Annotated in this window: 12 protein-coding genes; 4 read left to right on the forward strand and 8 right to left on the reverse strand. The window is 66.5% G+C overall.

Annotated elements, in window-relative coordinates; genetic code table 11:
* Window position 1 precedes the first annotated feature (1 nt).
* Window positions 2-1,189 carry a delta-9 fatty acid desaturase DesA gene (desA, locus tag NVV93_RS01070; RefSeq protein WP_258252620.1) on the reverse strand — a complete coding sequence of 396 codons (1,188 nt, stop codon included), beginning with the start codon at window positions 1,187-1,189 and terminating at the stop codon, window positions 2-4.
* Between the two features lie 165 nt (window positions 1,190-1,354).
* Here desA and dibA point away from each other — a divergent pair, with 165 nt between their 5' ends.
* Window positions 1,355-3,250 (forward strand): phosphodiesterase DibA, encoded by a 1,896-nt coding sequence (gene dibA, locus NVV93_RS01075; protein WP_258252621.1) that lies wholly within the window; start codon window positions 1,355-1,357, stop codon window positions 3,248-3,250.
* 211 nt (window positions 3,251-3,461) lie between these two features.
* Window positions 3,462-3,863: a hypothetical protein gene (locus NVV93_RS01080; protein WP_258252622.1), complete on the forward strand. Its 402-nt coding sequence runs from the start codon at window positions 3,462-3,464 to the stop codon at window positions 3,861-3,863.
* A gap of 225 nt (window positions 3,864-4,088) precedes the next feature.
* On the opposite strand, the gene NVV93_RS01085 is transcribed toward NVV93_RS01080, so the two are convergent.
* Window positions 4,089-6,473 (reverse strand): penicillin acylase family protein, encoded by a 2,385-nt coding sequence (locus NVV93_RS01085; protein WP_258252623.1) that lies wholly within the window; start codon window positions 6,471-6,473, stop codon window positions 4,089-4,091.
* Window positions 6,474-6,591: 118 nt separating this feature from the next.
* On the opposite strand from NVV93_RS01085, the gene NVV93_RS01090 reads away from it, so the two are divergent.
* Complete coding sequence (locus tag NVV93_RS01090; RefSeq protein ID WP_258252624.1) at window positions 6,592-7,632, forward strand: AraC family transcriptional regulator; 1,041 nt, start codon at window positions 6,592-6,594, stop codon at window positions 7,630-7,632.
* A 39-nt stretch (window positions 7,633-7,671) separates the two neighbouring features.
* On the opposite strand, the gene NVV93_RS01095 is transcribed toward NVV93_RS01090, so the two are convergent.
* From NVV93_RS01095 to NVV93_RS01105, 3 genes are all read right to left on the reverse strand, one after another.
* Window positions 7,672-8,166 carry a transcriptional regulator gene (locus NVV93_RS01095; protein WP_258252625.1) on the reverse strand — a complete coding sequence of 165 codons (495 nt, stop codon included), beginning with the start codon at window positions 8,164-8,166 and terminating at the stop codon, window positions 7,672-7,674.
* A gap of 71 nt (window positions 8,167-8,237) precedes the next feature.
* Window positions 8,238-9,737, reverse strand: coding sequence for a methyl-accepting chemotaxis protein (locus NVV93_RS01100; RefSeq protein WP_258252626.1), 1,500 nt, complete (start codon window positions 9,735-9,737; stop codon window positions 8,238-8,240).
* Window positions 9,738-9,809: 72 nt separating this feature from the next.
* Window positions 9,810-10,373, reverse strand: coding sequence for a DUF6436 domain-containing protein (locus NVV93_RS01105; protein WP_258252627.1), 564 nt, complete (start codon window positions 10,371-10,373; stop codon window positions 9,810-9,812).
* A gap of 104 nt (window positions 10,374-10,477) precedes the next feature.
* Here NVV93_RS01105 and NVV93_RS01110 point away from each other — a divergent pair, with 104 nt between their 5' ends.
* Window positions 10,478-11,404, forward strand: coding sequence for an alpha/beta hydrolase (locus tag NVV93_RS01110; protein ID WP_258252628.1), 927 nt, complete (start codon window positions 10,478-10,480; stop codon window positions 11,402-11,404).
* Between the two features lie 280 nt (window positions 11,405-11,684).
* Here the strand turns inward: NVV93_RS01110 and NVV93_RS01115 are convergent, their stop codons facing one another.
* From NVV93_RS01115 to NVV93_RS01125, 3 genes are all read right to left on the reverse strand, one after another.
* A complete protein-coding gene (locus NVV93_RS01115) occupies window positions 11,685-12,200 on the reverse strand; it encodes a dihydrofolate reductase (protein ID WP_258252629.1) in 516 nt (171 codons plus the stop codon).
* 103 nt (window positions 12,201-12,303) lie between these two features.
* Window positions 12,304-13,350: a hypothetical protein gene (locus tag NVV93_RS01120; RefSeq protein WP_258252630.1), complete on the reverse strand. Its 1,047-nt coding sequence runs from the start codon at window positions 13,348-13,350 to the stop codon at window positions 12,304-12,306.
* Window positions 13,347-14,363: a hypothetical protein gene (locus NVV93_RS01125; protein ID WP_258252631.1), complete on the reverse strand. Its 1,017-nt coding sequence runs from the start codon at window positions 14,361-14,363 to the stop codon at window positions 13,347-13,349. The genes NVV93_RS01120 and NVV93_RS01125 overlap by 4 nt, the downstream gene beginning before the upstream one ends.
* Window positions 14,364-14,497 lie beyond the last annotated feature (134 nt).

Raw genomic sequence — 14,497 nt, forward strand, 5'->3', positions numbered from 1 at the left:
GTTACGCCATGGCCGCCGGACGCAGCGAATAGGTTTTCAGCTGTTCGGCAAAATCGCGCAACGACTGGATGCCGCTGGCCTCGGCGTCGTGCACCCAGAGCTTGATCGCCTCGAGCATGTCGTGGCCGTTGGCGCTGGTCTTGACCCAGATCTGCTGCAGCGCCAGGCGCTTCTCATAGATCACCTTGAGCGCCTGGCTTTGCGCCAGAAGGTCAGCGATGCGCGCCTGGTGCCGCTCTTCGAGCAGGCTGGTTTCCCGCGAGAGCAGGCGCTTGGCGCGGCGGAACAAGTGGCGCACCGACTCGTCGGCCTTGGCCAGCTCCTGCTTGACCAGCGGGGCGATCACCAACTTGCGGTACTGGGCCATGATCTGGAAGCGATTGTTGAGGATGGCCATGGCGGTATCCATGTCCAGGTTGCCTTTGCCGGCCACCCGGTGGGCGATCGGCGCGACGCGCTGCACCTTGGCCAGGCCGAGCCAGCTGAACAGCTTGATCCACGCCCAGCCCATGTCGAACTCCCACTTCTTCACCGACAGCTTGGCCGAGTTCGGGTAGGTGTGGTGGTTGTTGTGCAGCTCTTCGCCGCCGATCAGGATGCCCCAGGGCACGAGATTGGTGGCCGCGTCGCGGCATTCGAAGTTGCGATAGCCGACCGCATGGCCGAGGCCGTTGATCACCCCGGCAGCCCAGACCGGAATCCACATCATCTGGATCGCCCAGACGGTCATGCCGAGCACGCCGAACAGGGCCAGGTCGATGATCGCCATCAGCACGATGCCGCCGGTGGGGAAGCGCGAGTAGACATTGCGCTCGATCCAGTCTTCCGGGCAGTTCTTGCCGTAGATACGCAGGGTTTCCGGGTTCTTTGCCTCGGCCTGGTACAGCTCGGCGCCGGTACGCAGCACGGTGCTGAGGCCCTTGATCACCGGGCTGTGCGGGTCATCGACGGTTTCACATTTGGCGTGGTGTTTGCGGTGGATGGCAGTCCACTCGCGGGTGTTCTGGCCGGTGGTCAACCACAGCCAGAAGCGGAAGAAATGTTTTAGGGCCGGATGCAACTCCAGCGCACGGTGCGCCGAATAGCGGTGCAGATAGACCGTCACCGACACGATGGTCACGTGGGTCATCAGCAGGATGACCGCCAGCAGTTGCCAGGCGGACAGGTCGAGTAAACCGTTGTACCACATAGAAAATATTGCCTCGGGAAAATGAGCCGACGGTTTGTTGTTATGCGCCAAACCTGCCGGCATTATCGCTGACTTTGGGCAGAAAACCAGCCTGACGATTAGATCAGGATATGTCCCGCCAAGCCGCATCTATACTGCCCTGCATTCCCCGGAAGTGTGCCGCTTATGACTCGTCCAACCAATGCCTGGCGTCTGGCGCTGATCTATCTGGTCCTCGCCTGCCTGTGGATATTTTTCAGTGATTTCCTCCTGAGTGTCCTGCCTTTCGGCACCACTTCTATCGAAGTGCTGCAACTGCTCAAAGGCCTGCTGTTCGTCGGCCTCACCGCGTTGCTGCTGTACGGGGTCCTACGCATCCACGAACGCCGCCAATACTCGCATCTGGACATCCTCCAGCAGCACAGCGAACGTCTGCGTCAGGCCGCCGCGGTGTTCGAGTCGACCCAGGAGGGCGTGCTGGTGACCGACCAGCACTCATGCATCATGCACGTCAACCCGGCCTTCACCCGCATCACCGGCTATGAGGCGATCGAAGCGCTCGGCCAGAACCCGCGCCTGCTCAAGTCCGGGCGCCACGATGCGGCGTTCTATCAGGAGGTGTTCCGCACCATCGCCAAACATGGGGCGTGGAGCGGCGAGATCTGGAATCGCCGCAAGAATGGCGAGATCTACCCGCAGTGGCACTGCATTCGCGCCATCCACGACGAGGCCGGCGCCCTCAGCCACTATGTCGCGGTGTTCTCCGACATCAGTGCCCTGAAGCGCTCGCAGCACGAGCTCGACCACTTGGCCCATCACGAGCCGCTCTGCGACCTGCCCAACCGCCTGCTGTTCACCGAGCGCGTCGGCCATGCGTTATCACGCACCCGCGAGACCCAGCACGGCGGCGCGGTGCTACAACTCGACCTCGACCACTTCAAGCACATCAATGAAAGCTTCGGCCACAGTGTTGGCGATCAGCTGCTCAAGCAGGTCAGCGAGCGTCTCAAACTGCAGTTGCGCGAGAACATGACCCTGGCGCGCCTGGGCGGCGACGAGTTCGCCCTGCTCTGCGAGGACTGCGCGCAGCCAGAACAGGCCGCCGCCCTGGCCCAGCAACTGCTGGACGCGATGCGCGAGCCGTTCTCCATCAATGCTCAGGACCTGTTCATTACCGCCAGCATTGGTATCTGCCTGTATCCCGGCGACGCGCAAAGCGCCGACAACCTGATGCGTAACGCCGACTCGGCGCTGTTCAAAGCCAAAAGCAGCGGCCGGGAAAGATTCGTCTTCTATAGCCATGAATTGACCGAGTACTCGCGCCAACTGGTCGAACTGGCCGTAGCGCTGCGCCAGGCGCTGGATCAGCAGCAGCTGCGCGCCTACTTTCAGCCGGTCATCGATTTGCACAGTGGACAGGTGATTGGCAGCGAGGCTCTGGTGCGTTGGCAGCATCCGCAGCGCGGCCTGGTGCCGCCCGGCGAGTTCATCCCGATCGCCGAGAAAAGCGGGCTGATCGCCGCAATTGATATCTGGATGCTCGAGCAGGCCTGCCAGCAGCTGTGTGCCTGGCGCGCCGAGGGGCAGGCGCAGGAGTTCGTCGCGGTGAATATATCCAGTCGCTTGTTCTGTCGTGGCGAGCTCGACCTGCAGGTGGCGCGGATCCTTGCCGCCACCGGCTTGGCGCCGGAACGCCTGGAGCTGGAAGTTACTGAAAGCGCGGTGATGCTCGATCCCGACGCAGCACTGGACATGATGCGGCGCCTGCGGCAACTCGGCGTGCACCTGGCGATCGACGATTTCGGCACCGGTTATTCATCGCTGATGCGTCTGAAGGACATGCCGGTGCACAAGCTGAAAATCGACCAGAGCTTCGTGCGCGGCCTGCCGCATGACAATGACGATCTGGCGATCGCCCGCTCGGTGATCACCCTGGGTCATAGCCTGGGACTCAAGGTGTTGGCCGAAGGTATCGAACAGCCGGAGCAGGCCGAGTTGCTCCGCCAACTGGGCTGTAACATGGGCCAGGGTTATCTGTTTGGTCGCCCACAACCGGCCGCGGACTGGCCCAGGCCGGGCTGAGGCCGACGTTCAACGCCGCTGCCAGCGCATGTCGAGGTAGCACTTAGATGCGAATTTATTCGCGATGCTGGGTAATGCGCGGTCGCCCCTTCGCGGATTAATCTGCTCCTCCGCCAAACTGGCGCCGGCCTATCAAGTCGAGCGCCGACGCCTAGCCCCGTATGCAACAACGATGGGCAACGGCCCACGCAGCTGACTATGATCGGAGCCCATGAACGCCTCCTTGCCGATCCGCCAATCCTGTCCGCCGGGTCTCTGTGACTGCCAGTTGGAGACGCTGGTCCACGCCCCTGGCGCCGACCTGCGCGTGCTGCGTCTGACTCGCGTGGAGGAACAGCGCCTGCTCGAGCGGCTGGAGCGCGTCGCCAGTCTGGACGACCTGGAGCGTATCCAGCAGCGCATGCACGACCAGCTTGGCATCCGCACACGCATTGCGCCGGGTTATAACGAAGTGCGTAGCATGCGCGGCATCGACATCGAGGTCGCGGCGCAGCCCGGTCTGTGCCGCAAGACTCGCCAGGCCATCGTCCGCGCCATCCGCCGTGGCCTGCAGCACAACCCGGAACTCGCCTACCAGCTGCTCAACGCCCACGACCTGTTGCGCGGGACTTGAGTCAGTCGACATGTCCGCCTTGGTAGGAGCGAATTCATTCGCGATGGCGATCTATCGGGTAGCGCTGGATCGCGGATGAATTCGCTCCTACAGCGTCCCCGCCAAGCCTGTAGGGTGGGTGGGGGCGCCTAGCCTGAGCGCAGCGATACCCACGCGCATGACACGCGTGGTATCGGGGGAGCGCTGTACTCAACCCACCTACCACCTACCACCTACCGATAACGCTTAGCGCACCGGCACCAGGTGCAAGGTGGCCTTGGTGTTGGCCTTCACGTCTTCCTCGCTGTAGTGCTGCGGCAGGTACTGGCCCTGGATGTAGGCCTCGGCCTGGTCCTGGTAGTGCGCGTCGAACGGCACGCCGCTCTGCCCGACCGGGTTGATGCCGAGGCTGTGGGTGGCGTCGGCGAGGTCGATCAGGCGCCGCGTCGATGGGCCATACACCACTTGCCAAGGCGCCGGCCCGACGCGGTGCGACAGGTTGTTGGGCACCTCGTGACCGCCCGGCGCGGCGAACGGGCCGACGTTGAACAGCTTGTCCAAAGGCTTCTGCTGGCCCAGCGGGTGGCCGTGGGTCAGGCTATGCGCGCTGCTCCACTGCCACTGCGCTGGGTCGTTATCGAGCGTGCTGCGCAGATGGGCGAGGCTCGACTGCCAGGCCTTTTTCACCGTCTCGGCACGGCCTTCCTTGGTCGGCGTGCTGCGCTCGTCCCACCACGGCGACGCGGGGTTGGCGGCCAGGCGCGGCAGCAGGGTATCGAGCACGCGGGTGTACAGCAGGTTGTCGAAGAACTGATCGCCCAGCTCGTCGTGGGTCGCCGCATAGGCCAGCTGGAAGGTCAGCTGGTTGAACAGCGTAGCGGCCCGCGAGTCGAGCTGATGGTCGCCGTCCCAGCCGGCCAGCTGTTCGACCAGCGCGCGCTCGGCATCGTCCGCCGCTGCGGCGCGCAGGTCGGCGAGCAGCGGCTGGAGCAGGCGCTGTGGGTAGCCAGTGGCGGTTTCCAGTTGCAGTGCCTGGCTGTTCTGCAGGTCCCACTTCACGTCGCGCTGCGCCAGGCGCTCGTTGAGGCGCTGACCACGGTCGGCCAGGTTGTAGTAACCGGGGATCGCCACGCCGGTCGGCGACAGCGGCTGGTAGTTGGCCGAGACGATGTAGCCGCGCGCGGGGTTTTCTTCCTGCGGGTTGGCGCTGAACGGCAGGAAGCCCGGCTTGTCGGCCTCGTGGCTGCTGCCGTCGAGGATGAAACTCGGGTTCACCCCGGCCGGGCGCTGCGGCAGTTTGGCCGCGGCCCACCAGCCGATGTCGCCGGCGGCGTTGGCCCAGACGATGTTGAGGCCCGGCGCGTGGATCTTCGCCGTGGCGTCGCGGGCCTTGCTCAGGGTGTCGGCGCGATTCAGTTGGTAGAAGGCGTCGAGGATCGGGTTCTCGGTCTCGAGGAACGCCCACCACATGGCGATCGGCGTCTTGCCGGCGCTGGCGCCGAGCGCGTCGTTGATGATCGGGCCGTGCGGCGAGCGGCGCAGGGTCAGCTTGACCGGCTCGCCATCCTTGACCTGGATGGTCTCTTCGCGACTTTGCAGGTCGACCCACTGGCCGTTGATCGACACCTGGTTGGGGTTGTCCGGGTTGACCTTCTCGGCGATCAGGTCCAGATCGTCGTTCTGGAACATGGTCAGGCTCCAGGCGAACTGCGGGTTGTGACCGAGCGAGGCGTAGGGATTCAGCGCCTGATGGTGGCCGTACACCTCGAAGCCCGGCGCGCTCAGCTGCGCCTCGTACCACACCGCCGGCACGGCGAAGCGGATGTGCGGGTCGCCGGCGAGCAGCGGCTTGCCGCTCTTGGTGTGGCTGCCGGCCACGGCCCAGGCGTTGCTGCCCTCGAACTGCGGCAGGCCGGCGTCGACCAGTGCCCGCTGGCTGAGGCTGGCCAGCGTGTTGAGGTCCTGCCAGTCGCCGGCGGCTAGCGTCGGCGCGCCGATCACCCCGTCCGGGTGCCAGTCGAGGTCGAAGTCCTTCAGGTAGTCGGCACCGAGCTGGTCGCGGATGTAGGTCAGCACCGGCTCGGTGCGGAACGCGGCGGCGAAGCTGTAGGCCATGTAGCCGGCGACGCTGACGGTGTCCTCGACAGTGAACGGGCGCTTGTGGATGCCCAGCAGGTCGAACTCGACCGGCGCCGGGCGGCTGTCCTGGTACTGGTTGATGCCGTCGAGGTAGGCCTGCAGCGCCTGCAGCGCCGGGGATTGGGCGTCGAGGGTCTTGGCGAAGCGGTCGGCGTGCTCGCGGATGCCCAGGGTGCGGAACAGCCGGTCGGTGTCGACCAGCTTGGCGCCGAGCACTTCGGCCAGCTCGCCGCGCGCCAGGCGGCGCAGCATTTCCATCTGGAACAGGCGGTCCTGAGCCTGCACGTAGCCGAGCGCGCGGTACATGTCGGCCTCGTTCTGCGCCTGGATATGCGGCACGCCGCGCTCGTCGTAGCGCACGCTGACCGGCGCCTGCAGGTGGGCGATGGCCAGTTCGCCGCTGCGCTGCGGTTGCTTGCTGTGCACGTACCAGGTGGCACCGGCGGCCACCGCGGCAACGGCGATGGCGAGGACGGTCAGGCTGCGTTTCATGGGGCGACAACTCCGTGTTTCGTTCTTGTAGTGACCCGATTGTCCGCAGTCGTCCGCCGCCCGGCATTGACTGAATACCTCAAGGCTGCAAATCTTCGGTCAATTCTCTGGAGCCCGCATGTCCCTGCCAGTCGATTCGAACAGCCCCGGCGACTCGCCGCTGACCCACTCGGCGACCCTGCGCCGCCTGCTCTACGAGGCGCTCGCCGAGCTGGGTCTGGACCCTACGGATATCTACCGGCGCATCTATCAACACCGGCGCCTGGCCGTGCCGCCGCTGCACGAGCGCCTCGAACACGACAATGCGCCGTTGTTCTGGCAGGCCCTGCCGGAGATCACCGGCGATGCGGATATCGGTCTGCATCTGGGCGAAGCGATGAAGCCGCGCCTGCTCGATGTGGTCGGTTACCTGCTGCTGGCCAGCCGTGACCTGCGCGAGGCGCTGGAGAGTTTCGTGCGCTTCCAGCACATCCTCTCCGGCGGCTTCGTCGCCCAGCTGCAGGTCGACGGCGAGCAGGCGCGCCTGGTGATCGACCTCAACTACCTCGGCGTCGCCTCGCTGCGCCAGCAGATGGAGTGCCTGGCGCAGTTGATCCTCAAGCTGCTGGCGCTGGTCAGCGACAACGAATTCCAGCTCAGCGGCCTGCATTTCCGCCACGCCCAGCCGCGCCAGCTCAAGGAACACCGCCGGCTGTTCGGCCTGCTCCCTGAATTCGGTCAGGAGCACGACGCGCTGCTGTTTCCTGCCGCGCTGTTGCAGCGCCCGTCACGCACCGCCAACCCGGACCTGCATGCGCTGCTCAGCGCGCATGCGCAGGGCCAGCTCGGTGGGTTGGTGGAGAATCAGTTGCTCAATCGCCTGCGCTATCTGCTCGGCGTGCGCCTGGGCGCTGGGGATTGCACGTTGGCGGCCTGTGCGGCGGAGCTCGGTTGGTCGGTCAGCGCCTTGCAGCGCGCCCTGGCCGAGCAGGGCACCAGCCTGCGGGCATTGCGTGAAACCGTGCGACAGAGTCGCGCGCAAGAATTGCTGCGCGCTGGGGCGTCGATTCGCGAGGTGGCGCGAGCCTGTGGCTTCGCCGAGCTGTCGCCTTTCTACCGGGCGTTCCGCCGCTGGTATGGCGAGACGCCGGAGCAGCAGCGCGCGCGTTTGTGCGGCTGAGGTGCCTGCCCGCTCCCGGCGGGAGGGGCAGGCGGCCGATTACTCGGCCAGCGGGATGTCGCGGGTATTGGCGAGCAGGCTGATGGCGTCGAGCTGATCTTCGATCTGCACGAAACGCAGCGAGCGCAGCGGCGAGACTTCCTTGGCGACGCGCTTGGCGTACTTCTCCTTGAGCTCGAGCTTGTCCTCCTGCAGATCGAACAGACGCTCCTGCAGCTTGGCGGCGGTGGCGTCGTCGACCGTGTTGCTGTTGTAGGACTTGGCGTAGTCGAGCACCAGGGTGATGGCTTCCTTGCTCAGCTTGTCGGCCTCGGTGCGGTAGCTGTTGTAAATCGGCCAGAACTTCTCGCCTTCCGCGCCATTGAGCTGCATGCCGGCCTCGGTGATCTGCTTGCGCTTGTAGTCGATGTCGGCGATCTGGTTCTGGATCGCGGCCTTGTGGTCTTTCATCACCTGTTTGGTGCTGGGTTGCTCGGCGGCCAGCAGTGGCAGGCTGACGAAGGCAAGCAGGGCGAGGGAAGAGCGCTTGAACATGGTTACTCCTTGATGACGAGAGGATCCTTCATGGATCGCCGAAGCATTCTAGACGGCTTTCGCGGCTCTGGTCAGGGGCTGACCTGGAAGCGCTCGACCAGCCCGCCGAGACGCCGTGCCAGGCTGCGCAACGTGTCGCTGTCGCGTTCCAGCTCCGCGGCGTCGCGGTCGTTGCGTTCAGCGACCTGCTGCACGCCCCGCAGGTGTTCGCCGATCTCGCCGCTCACTGCGCTCTGCTGGTGGGTGGCGGCGGCGATCAGCTGGTTCATCTGGCTGATGCTCTCGATGCCGTCGGCCATGCGGTTGAGCAGCTCGGCGGTGCCCTGACTGCCGGCCACACACTGGTCGACGCTGTCGCGACTGCCCTGCATGGCGCTCGCGGCATTGCGGCTGCCCTGCTGCAGGCGGCCGATGATCTCGCGGATTTCCTCGGTGGACGTGGCGGTCTTCTGCGCCAGGTTGCGCACCTCGTCGGCGACCACCGCGAAGCCGCGCCCGGCCTCGCCGGCGCGCGCTGCCTCGATGGCGGCGTTGAGTGCCAGCAGGTTGGTCTGCTCGGCGATGCTGCGGATCACCGCCATGACCCGACCGATCTGCTCGGCCTGCTCGGCCAGCGCCTGCACCTGGCGGTCGCTGGCATCGATCTGCGCGGCCAGCCGGGCGATTTCGTCGAGTCCGTCCTGTACCGTGCTGCTGCCGTCACGCGCCTCGTCGTTGACCTGGCGCGCAGTGCGCGCGGCCTGGTCGGCGTGGCGCGCCACCTCGTCGATGGCGCCGCCCATCTGCTGCATGGCGCCGGTCATGTAGGCGGTCTCGTCGAGCTGCCGGCGTGCGCCTTCGCGCAGCTGGCGGGTGGCTTCGGTGAGGTGCTGGCCGAGGTCGTTGAGGCCGAGGGTGTCGCGCCGCACCACGCCGACCAGGGTGTCGAGGCGTTCGATGAAGCGGTTGAAGCGGCTGGTCACCGGGCCCTTGCCGGCGCCGCGCTGGCGCAGGTCGACGCTGTCGTCGTCGCCCAGCTGGCTGACCGTGTGCAGCAGGCCTTCCGCCTCGAGCGCTTCGGCATGGGCCTGGATCGCCAGGTAGATGAGGATCGCGGTTTCCAGCACCACGTAGAAGGCATGCAGGAAGATGATCGGCCAGCTGCCGCCGGCCTGGGTCACGTGTATGCCGACGCCGCCCTGCTGCAGGGCGAAGAAGCCCAGGTGGTGGACGGCGATGAACAGCGCAGCGACCAGGATCGGCAGCCAGTCGCGGTAGTACACCAACACCGCGAGCAGCACGAAGATGCCGAAGTGCATCTCGCTGACGCCGCCGGACTGGTTGATGTGCAGTGCCGAGAAGGTCATGAAGGCCACGCCGATGCAGCAGCGCAGCAGGCGCTGGCCGGGGATCAGGTTGTTGAGCAGGTGCAGGGTCGCCAGCGTGCCGCCGCCGACCAGTAGCGCCTGGCCCCAGGTACCGTGCCAGGCGGCCAGGCCGAGGGAATAGAGGAACATCAGCCAGAGCACGCCGAGCATGATGCGGTCGGCCTTGCGGTAATGGCGGTCGAGACTGAAAGCGGGATAGTTCATGGTGTGCGTTCTGATAAGGCGAATGGGGCGTTCGGCTATCGGCGGCACTGAGGTGTTCTTGAGGGGCTGCGACTACCAGTCGCAGAAGCAGCCGCTGGCCAGGGTATTGTCGGCCTGTACGCGGCGACCGCTGCTGAGGGCCTCGAGGACCGGCTCGATGAAGCTGTTCGTCGAGCTGCAGGTGCTGCCTTCGCTGTACGGGCCGAAGTAGGCCAGGCGGCCCTCGCGGTCCCAGATCGCCACCGCCGGGCTGGCCGGCAGGTGCTCGGCGCCGGGCAGGCTGTCGAGGGGTTGCAGGCCGTCGAGCAGTGCTGGCAGGTGGCCGCGGCTGCCGGGCTTCTGCACCGCGTAGAACTGCACGCCCTGCGGCGCGAAGCGCGCCAGCAGCTCGGCGAGATGCTGCTGGTTGCCGACGTTGCATGGGCAGGCCGGGTCCCAGAAGTGCACCAGGCGGATCGGTCCCGGCCCGGCCAGCGGCGCCGGCAGGCGCAGTTCGGCACCGGAGAACAGCGTCGTCGACGAGGCGAACGGCCGCAGGTAGCGGCCCTCGTACCACCAGAAGGCGAGCGCCAGACCGCCGAGCCAGACGACGGCGAGCAGGGTGGCGAGCAGGGTCTTGCGGCGGGACGGGGACATGGCGGATCGGTCGGCAGCGGGGCGCATAGCTTGCCATGCCGCGCCGCGCAGCTGAATATCGGCAGCCGCCCGTCAGTCAGTCCCCTTCAGCGATGTCAGAGTCCATGCCCGAGCGTTTCCAGCCCGATCTGTTGCGCGCGCACCTGCGCCCGCTGGCCGAAGCCGCCGCCGAGGCGCCGCAGCTGGCTGCCTACCGCGCCTTCTACAGCCTCGAGTTCGCCGGCGTGCACGGCCGCATGGGCGTGTTCCCGGCGGCCGGCTACCAGATCGTCGCTCAGGCCTGGTGGCCGGCGCAGCCGCGCGGCACGCTGCTGCTGCAGCATGGCTACTACGACCACGTCGGCCTGTACCGCCACCTGATCGCCTGGGCGCTCGAGCAGGGTTTCGCGGTGCTCGCCTGCGACCTGCCGGGCCACGGCCTGTCCAGTGGCGAACGGGCCAGCATCCAGGACTTCGCCGAGTACCAGGCAGTCTTGCACGGCCTGCTCGGCGAAGCCGCGGCACTCGGCCTGCCGACGCCCTGGCATCTGTGCGGACAGAGCACCGGTGGGGCGATTCTCATCGACTACTTGCTGCGCGGCGCGGTGCGTGACGAGATCGGCGAGATCGTTCTGCTCGCCCCGCTGGTGCGGCCGCGCGCCTGGGCTTGGTCGCAGCTCAGCTATCGCTTGCTGAAACCCTTTGTCAGCAGCATTGAGCGGCGCTTCAGTGCCAACTCCAACGATCCCGAGTTTCTCGCCTTTCTGCAGCGCGATCCGTTGCAGCCGTTGACCCTGCCCGTCGCGTGGGTCGGCGCCCTGGCCCGCTGGGTACCGCTGATCGAAGCGGCTCGACCGAGTGCGCGGCGGCCGCTGATCGTGCAGGGCGATGCGGACATGACGGTGGACTGGCGGCACAACCTGGCGCTGCTGGCGAACAAATTCGCCGGTGCGGAGGTATTGATGCTGCCTGAGGCGCGTCATCACCTGGTCAACGAAAGCGCGGCGTTACGCGCGCGCTATTTGGGCTTTTTAAGCGAGCGCTTGGGTTAGGCGTCGCCTGCAAGCTGCCGGTGACGCTTGGGTTTTGTGGATCTGCAGGGCAGATTCGTCGGGTGGGTTAGCCGTAGGCGTAACCCACCGACCAGGCTGGACGCCAGTGTTCCGGGTGGTACCGCGGGTGGGTTACGCCGCTACGCGGCTAACCCACCCTACAAAAGCGATGCGCAACACTTAGGTGGTGCATAGCCATTGCAATCGGGGCAGTGGAGGCTGGTATCGCTGCGTCCGAACTGCGCGCCCCATCCCATCCTCCAAAGCTGACGCCGCGCGCCTAGATCCGGTCCCAGACCTCGAAGGCATAGGCCGGGGTTTCGGCGCTGGCGACATGCTCGATGCTCGACGCCAGGTGCCATTCGCCGGCCGGCACCTCGGGGAAGAACGCATCGCCAGCCGGACTCAGGCCGACGCGGGTCAGGTACAGCCGTTCGGCCAATGGCAGCGCCTCGCCGTACAGCTGCGCGCCGCCGATCAGCATCAATTCCTCGGCATCTTCTTCGCGCGCCCAGGCGTCGGCGCGTTCGAGCGCGGCCTGCAGCGAGGCGAACACTTCCGCGCCGTCCAGTTGCAAGTCCGGCTGGCGGCTGACCACCAGGTTGAGGCGCCCGGGCAGCGGTCGGCCGAGTGAATCCCAGGTCTTGCGGCCCATGATGATCGGCTTGCCGAGGGTCAGCGCCTTGAAGTGCTTGAGGTCGGCGGACAAGTGCCAGGGCATGCGATTGTCGATACCGATCACGCGGTTTTCGGCCAGCGCGGCGATCATCGCCAGCGGCAGTCGGGCTGCAGTCATGGGGTCTCCAGAAAGTCGAAAACGAAGCCGGCGCAGCATATCAGCCGCGCCGGCGGATCGCAGTGGTTGGCGACTAGAGCCTGCTGTCGTTGCCGAGTCCTGTTCAACGCCGATTGGCGACCGCCAGCGGGCTCGGCGGCACGCTCATGAAGAACGTGCCGTCCTCGTTGACCTGGGTGAGCCCGGTCGCCAGCACCTTGCGGTAGTCCTTGAGGCTGAACATCAGCGGCGTGTCCGCTTGCGACTTGAGCAGCACCTGGGCATAGGTGATGAGGATCTCGAAGATCTTCACATCGCCGGACTGCAGCCAGATATATGAATTGCCGGCCTGCGCCGGCGGACTGAAGTGCATCGGCGCGCGCCCCGGCAGCGGGGCGAAACGCAGGTGCAAACCCTGCTCATCGAGCCAGCTGGCATCGACCCGGCCGTCGATGCCGAGCAGCGGGAAGACCTTGTGGTAATCCAGGCGCATGCGGTTGCCGTCGAGGGTCGCGCCGGGGCGCTCGAGCTCGACCAGCGAATCGAGCTGCAGGCCGACCAGACTCATCGCCCCGTAGCTCGGCACGCCGAGCACCTGGAGCTGGTCGGGTTGGTAGTCGATCAGCCCGGCGCGCTCGTCCAGGCTCACTGCGCCGTCCAGGCGCAACGGCAGCCATGGGCCGACACCCAGCGGACGGACCTCGCCTTGCACCTGCAGGCGGCCGTCGACGCTGCGCATGACGAAGTCGCGCAACATGCTCTCCGGGTAGGCGAGGATGTGCTGGTTGAACAGGTTGCCCAGCTGCTGCGGGCTGAGGATCACCTCGCCTTCGAGCACCTCGATGCGCATCGCTTCGGGGTGGTCGAAGTCGATCGGCGCGCCGGCCTGCAGCGGCACCAGCCAGCCCTTGAGCTGCGGCGCGTGAAAGCCGATACCGCCCTGGAAATACATGTCGACGTTGTGCAGTAACAGGCCGACGCCGTCCTGCCCGGAGTCGCGCACCCCGGCCGCTCGCACTGCGGTATGGCCGGGCGCTGGCGGGGTCTGCTGGAACCAGCCTTGGCGCAACAGGGCCAGCTCGCGTTGTTGCCGCTCGATCGCGCTATCCGCCTGGGCCAGGCTGCTGCCCAGCAAGCCGATGCCGAGCAGCATTGTCACTAGCCTATTCATAGCGCGGCCTCCCGGGGTGCCGGCGCCTTCACCGGCGACACGGCGATATGCACCATGCCGTCCTCGCGCAGGCGGATTTCGCCGTACTGCAGTTGGCGGCGGTAGTCGTAGAGGTTGAACAGCAGCGGCTCGTGCGGGCTGAGGCTGGTGAACAGCGCGTAGGCCTTGACCAGCACGGTGCGCGCCAGCTTGATGTCGCCGCCCTCGATGAACATGTAACTGTCCGGCGCGCGCAGTTGCGGCCAGCTCAGCGTGCTGAGTTCGCGGCCCAATTGCAGGTCCATGCCACCATCGGCGAGGCGCAGGGTGCGCACCGCGAAATCCAGGCGCGGCGGCGGAAACAGGCCGTCGAGGTCGACCACGATGCGGTTGCCGGTCAGCTGCATGTGGCGGGTCTGCAGCTTGAGCACCTCGCTCATGTCGATCGACGCGGCGCTCAGCGACGGGGTGACGTCGATGCCGTCGACGAAGATCTGCCGCGGCACCAGAGCGACCTTCAGCGGCCCGGCCAGCTCGATCCCGGTAAGCATCCGCAGTGGCCGCCAGCGGCCCTTGCGCAACAGCTCGCCGCTGACTTCCTGGCCGTCGTGGCGGGTGCTCAGGCGCAGGTTGCGCACCGGCGCCTGGGCGCGGCGCAGGTCCTTATTGAGCAGGGTGGCCAGGGTGGCGTCGGCGACGAAGATGTCGCCGGCCTCGATGCGCGCCTCCATCGCCTTGGGGTCGTCGAGCAGCAGTGGCGTGTCGGCCTGCAGCGGGCGCATTTCGATGAGCATCTGGCGGATGAAGAAGCCGATGTCGTCGTGCAGGCGGAAGTCGGTGTTGGCGATCCACAGCCGCGAGGTGGCCGAGCCGGAGCTGCGTGGACCGACCGCACTGTCGAGCTGGCGCGGCGGTACTGCGGCCATCAGGTCGACCGCCGGCTGGCCCCAGTCGGAGGCGCGCGGCGGCGGGGTGTCGGCGGCGCTGGCCGGTACCCCGAGCAGCGCGAGGAGCAGCAGAAGGCAGTAGCGCATGGACGAATCCTCTTGTTGTTATGCCCGCCACCCTAGCGCCACGCGCCGCGCGGTACGCCCTTTCCAAGGATTGGCGCGTGCGCCGCAGTGTTACCGGGACACCCTAGCGGCTATGCTCAAGGCCCGAATCAGAC

The sequence above is a fragment of the Pseudomonas sp. LS44 genome (assembly GCF_024730785.1).
Taxonomy (GTDB): domain Bacteria; phylum Pseudomonadota; class Gammaproteobacteria; order Pseudomonadales; family Pseudomonadaceae; genus Aquipseudomonas.

What these genes read in the sequence shown, in the direction of transcription:
- desA (WP_258252620.1), bottom strand. Translation starts at nt 1,189, where the DNA reads ATGTGGTACAACGGTTTACTCGACCTGTCCGCCTGGCAACTGCTGGCG.
- dibA (WP_258252621.1), top strand. Translation starts at nt 1,355, where the DNA reads ATGACTCGTCCAACCAATGCCTGGCGTCTGGCGCTGATCTATCTGGTC.
- NVV93_RS01080 (WP_258252622.1), top strand. Translation starts at nt 3,462, where the DNA reads ATGAACGCCTCCTTGCCGATCCGCCAATCCTGTCCGCCGGGTCTCTGT.
- NVV93_RS01085 (WP_258252623.1), bottom strand. Translation starts at nt 6,473, where the DNA reads ATGAAACGCAGCCTGACCGTCCTCGCCATCGCCGTTGCCGCGGTGGCC.
- NVV93_RS01090 (WP_258252624.1), top strand. Translation starts at nt 6,592, where the DNA reads ATGTCCCTGCCAGTCGATTCGAACAGCCCCGGCGACTCGCCGCTGACC.
- NVV93_RS01095 (WP_258252625.1), bottom strand. Translation starts at nt 8,166, where the DNA reads ATGTTCAAGCGCTCTTCCCTCGCCCTGCTTGCCTTCGTCAGCCTGCCA.
- NVV93_RS01100 (WP_258252626.1), bottom strand. Translation starts at nt 9,737, where the DNA reads ATGAACTATCCCGCTTTCAGTCTCGACCGCCATTACCGCAAGGCCGAC.
- NVV93_RS01105 (WP_258252627.1), bottom strand. Translation starts at nt 10,373, where the DNA reads ATGTCCCCGTCCCGCCGCAAGACCCTGCTCGCCACCCTGCTCGCCGTC.
- NVV93_RS01110 (WP_258252628.1), top strand. Translation starts at nt 10,478, where the DNA reads ATGCCCGAGCGTTTCCAGCCCGATCTGTTGCGCGCGCACCTGCGCCCG.
- NVV93_RS01115 (WP_258252629.1), bottom strand. Translation starts at nt 12,200, where the DNA reads ATGACTGCAGCCCGACTGCCGCTGGCGATGATCGCCGCGCTGGCCGAA.
- NVV93_RS01120 (WP_258252630.1), bottom strand. Translation starts at nt 13,350, where the DNA reads ATGAATAGGCTAGTGACAATGCTGCTCGGCATCGGCTTGCTGGGCAGC.
- NVV93_RS01125 (WP_258252631.1), bottom strand. Translation starts at nt 14,363, where the DNA reads ATGCGCTACTGCCTTCTGCTGCTCCTCGCGCTGCTCGGGGTACCGGCC.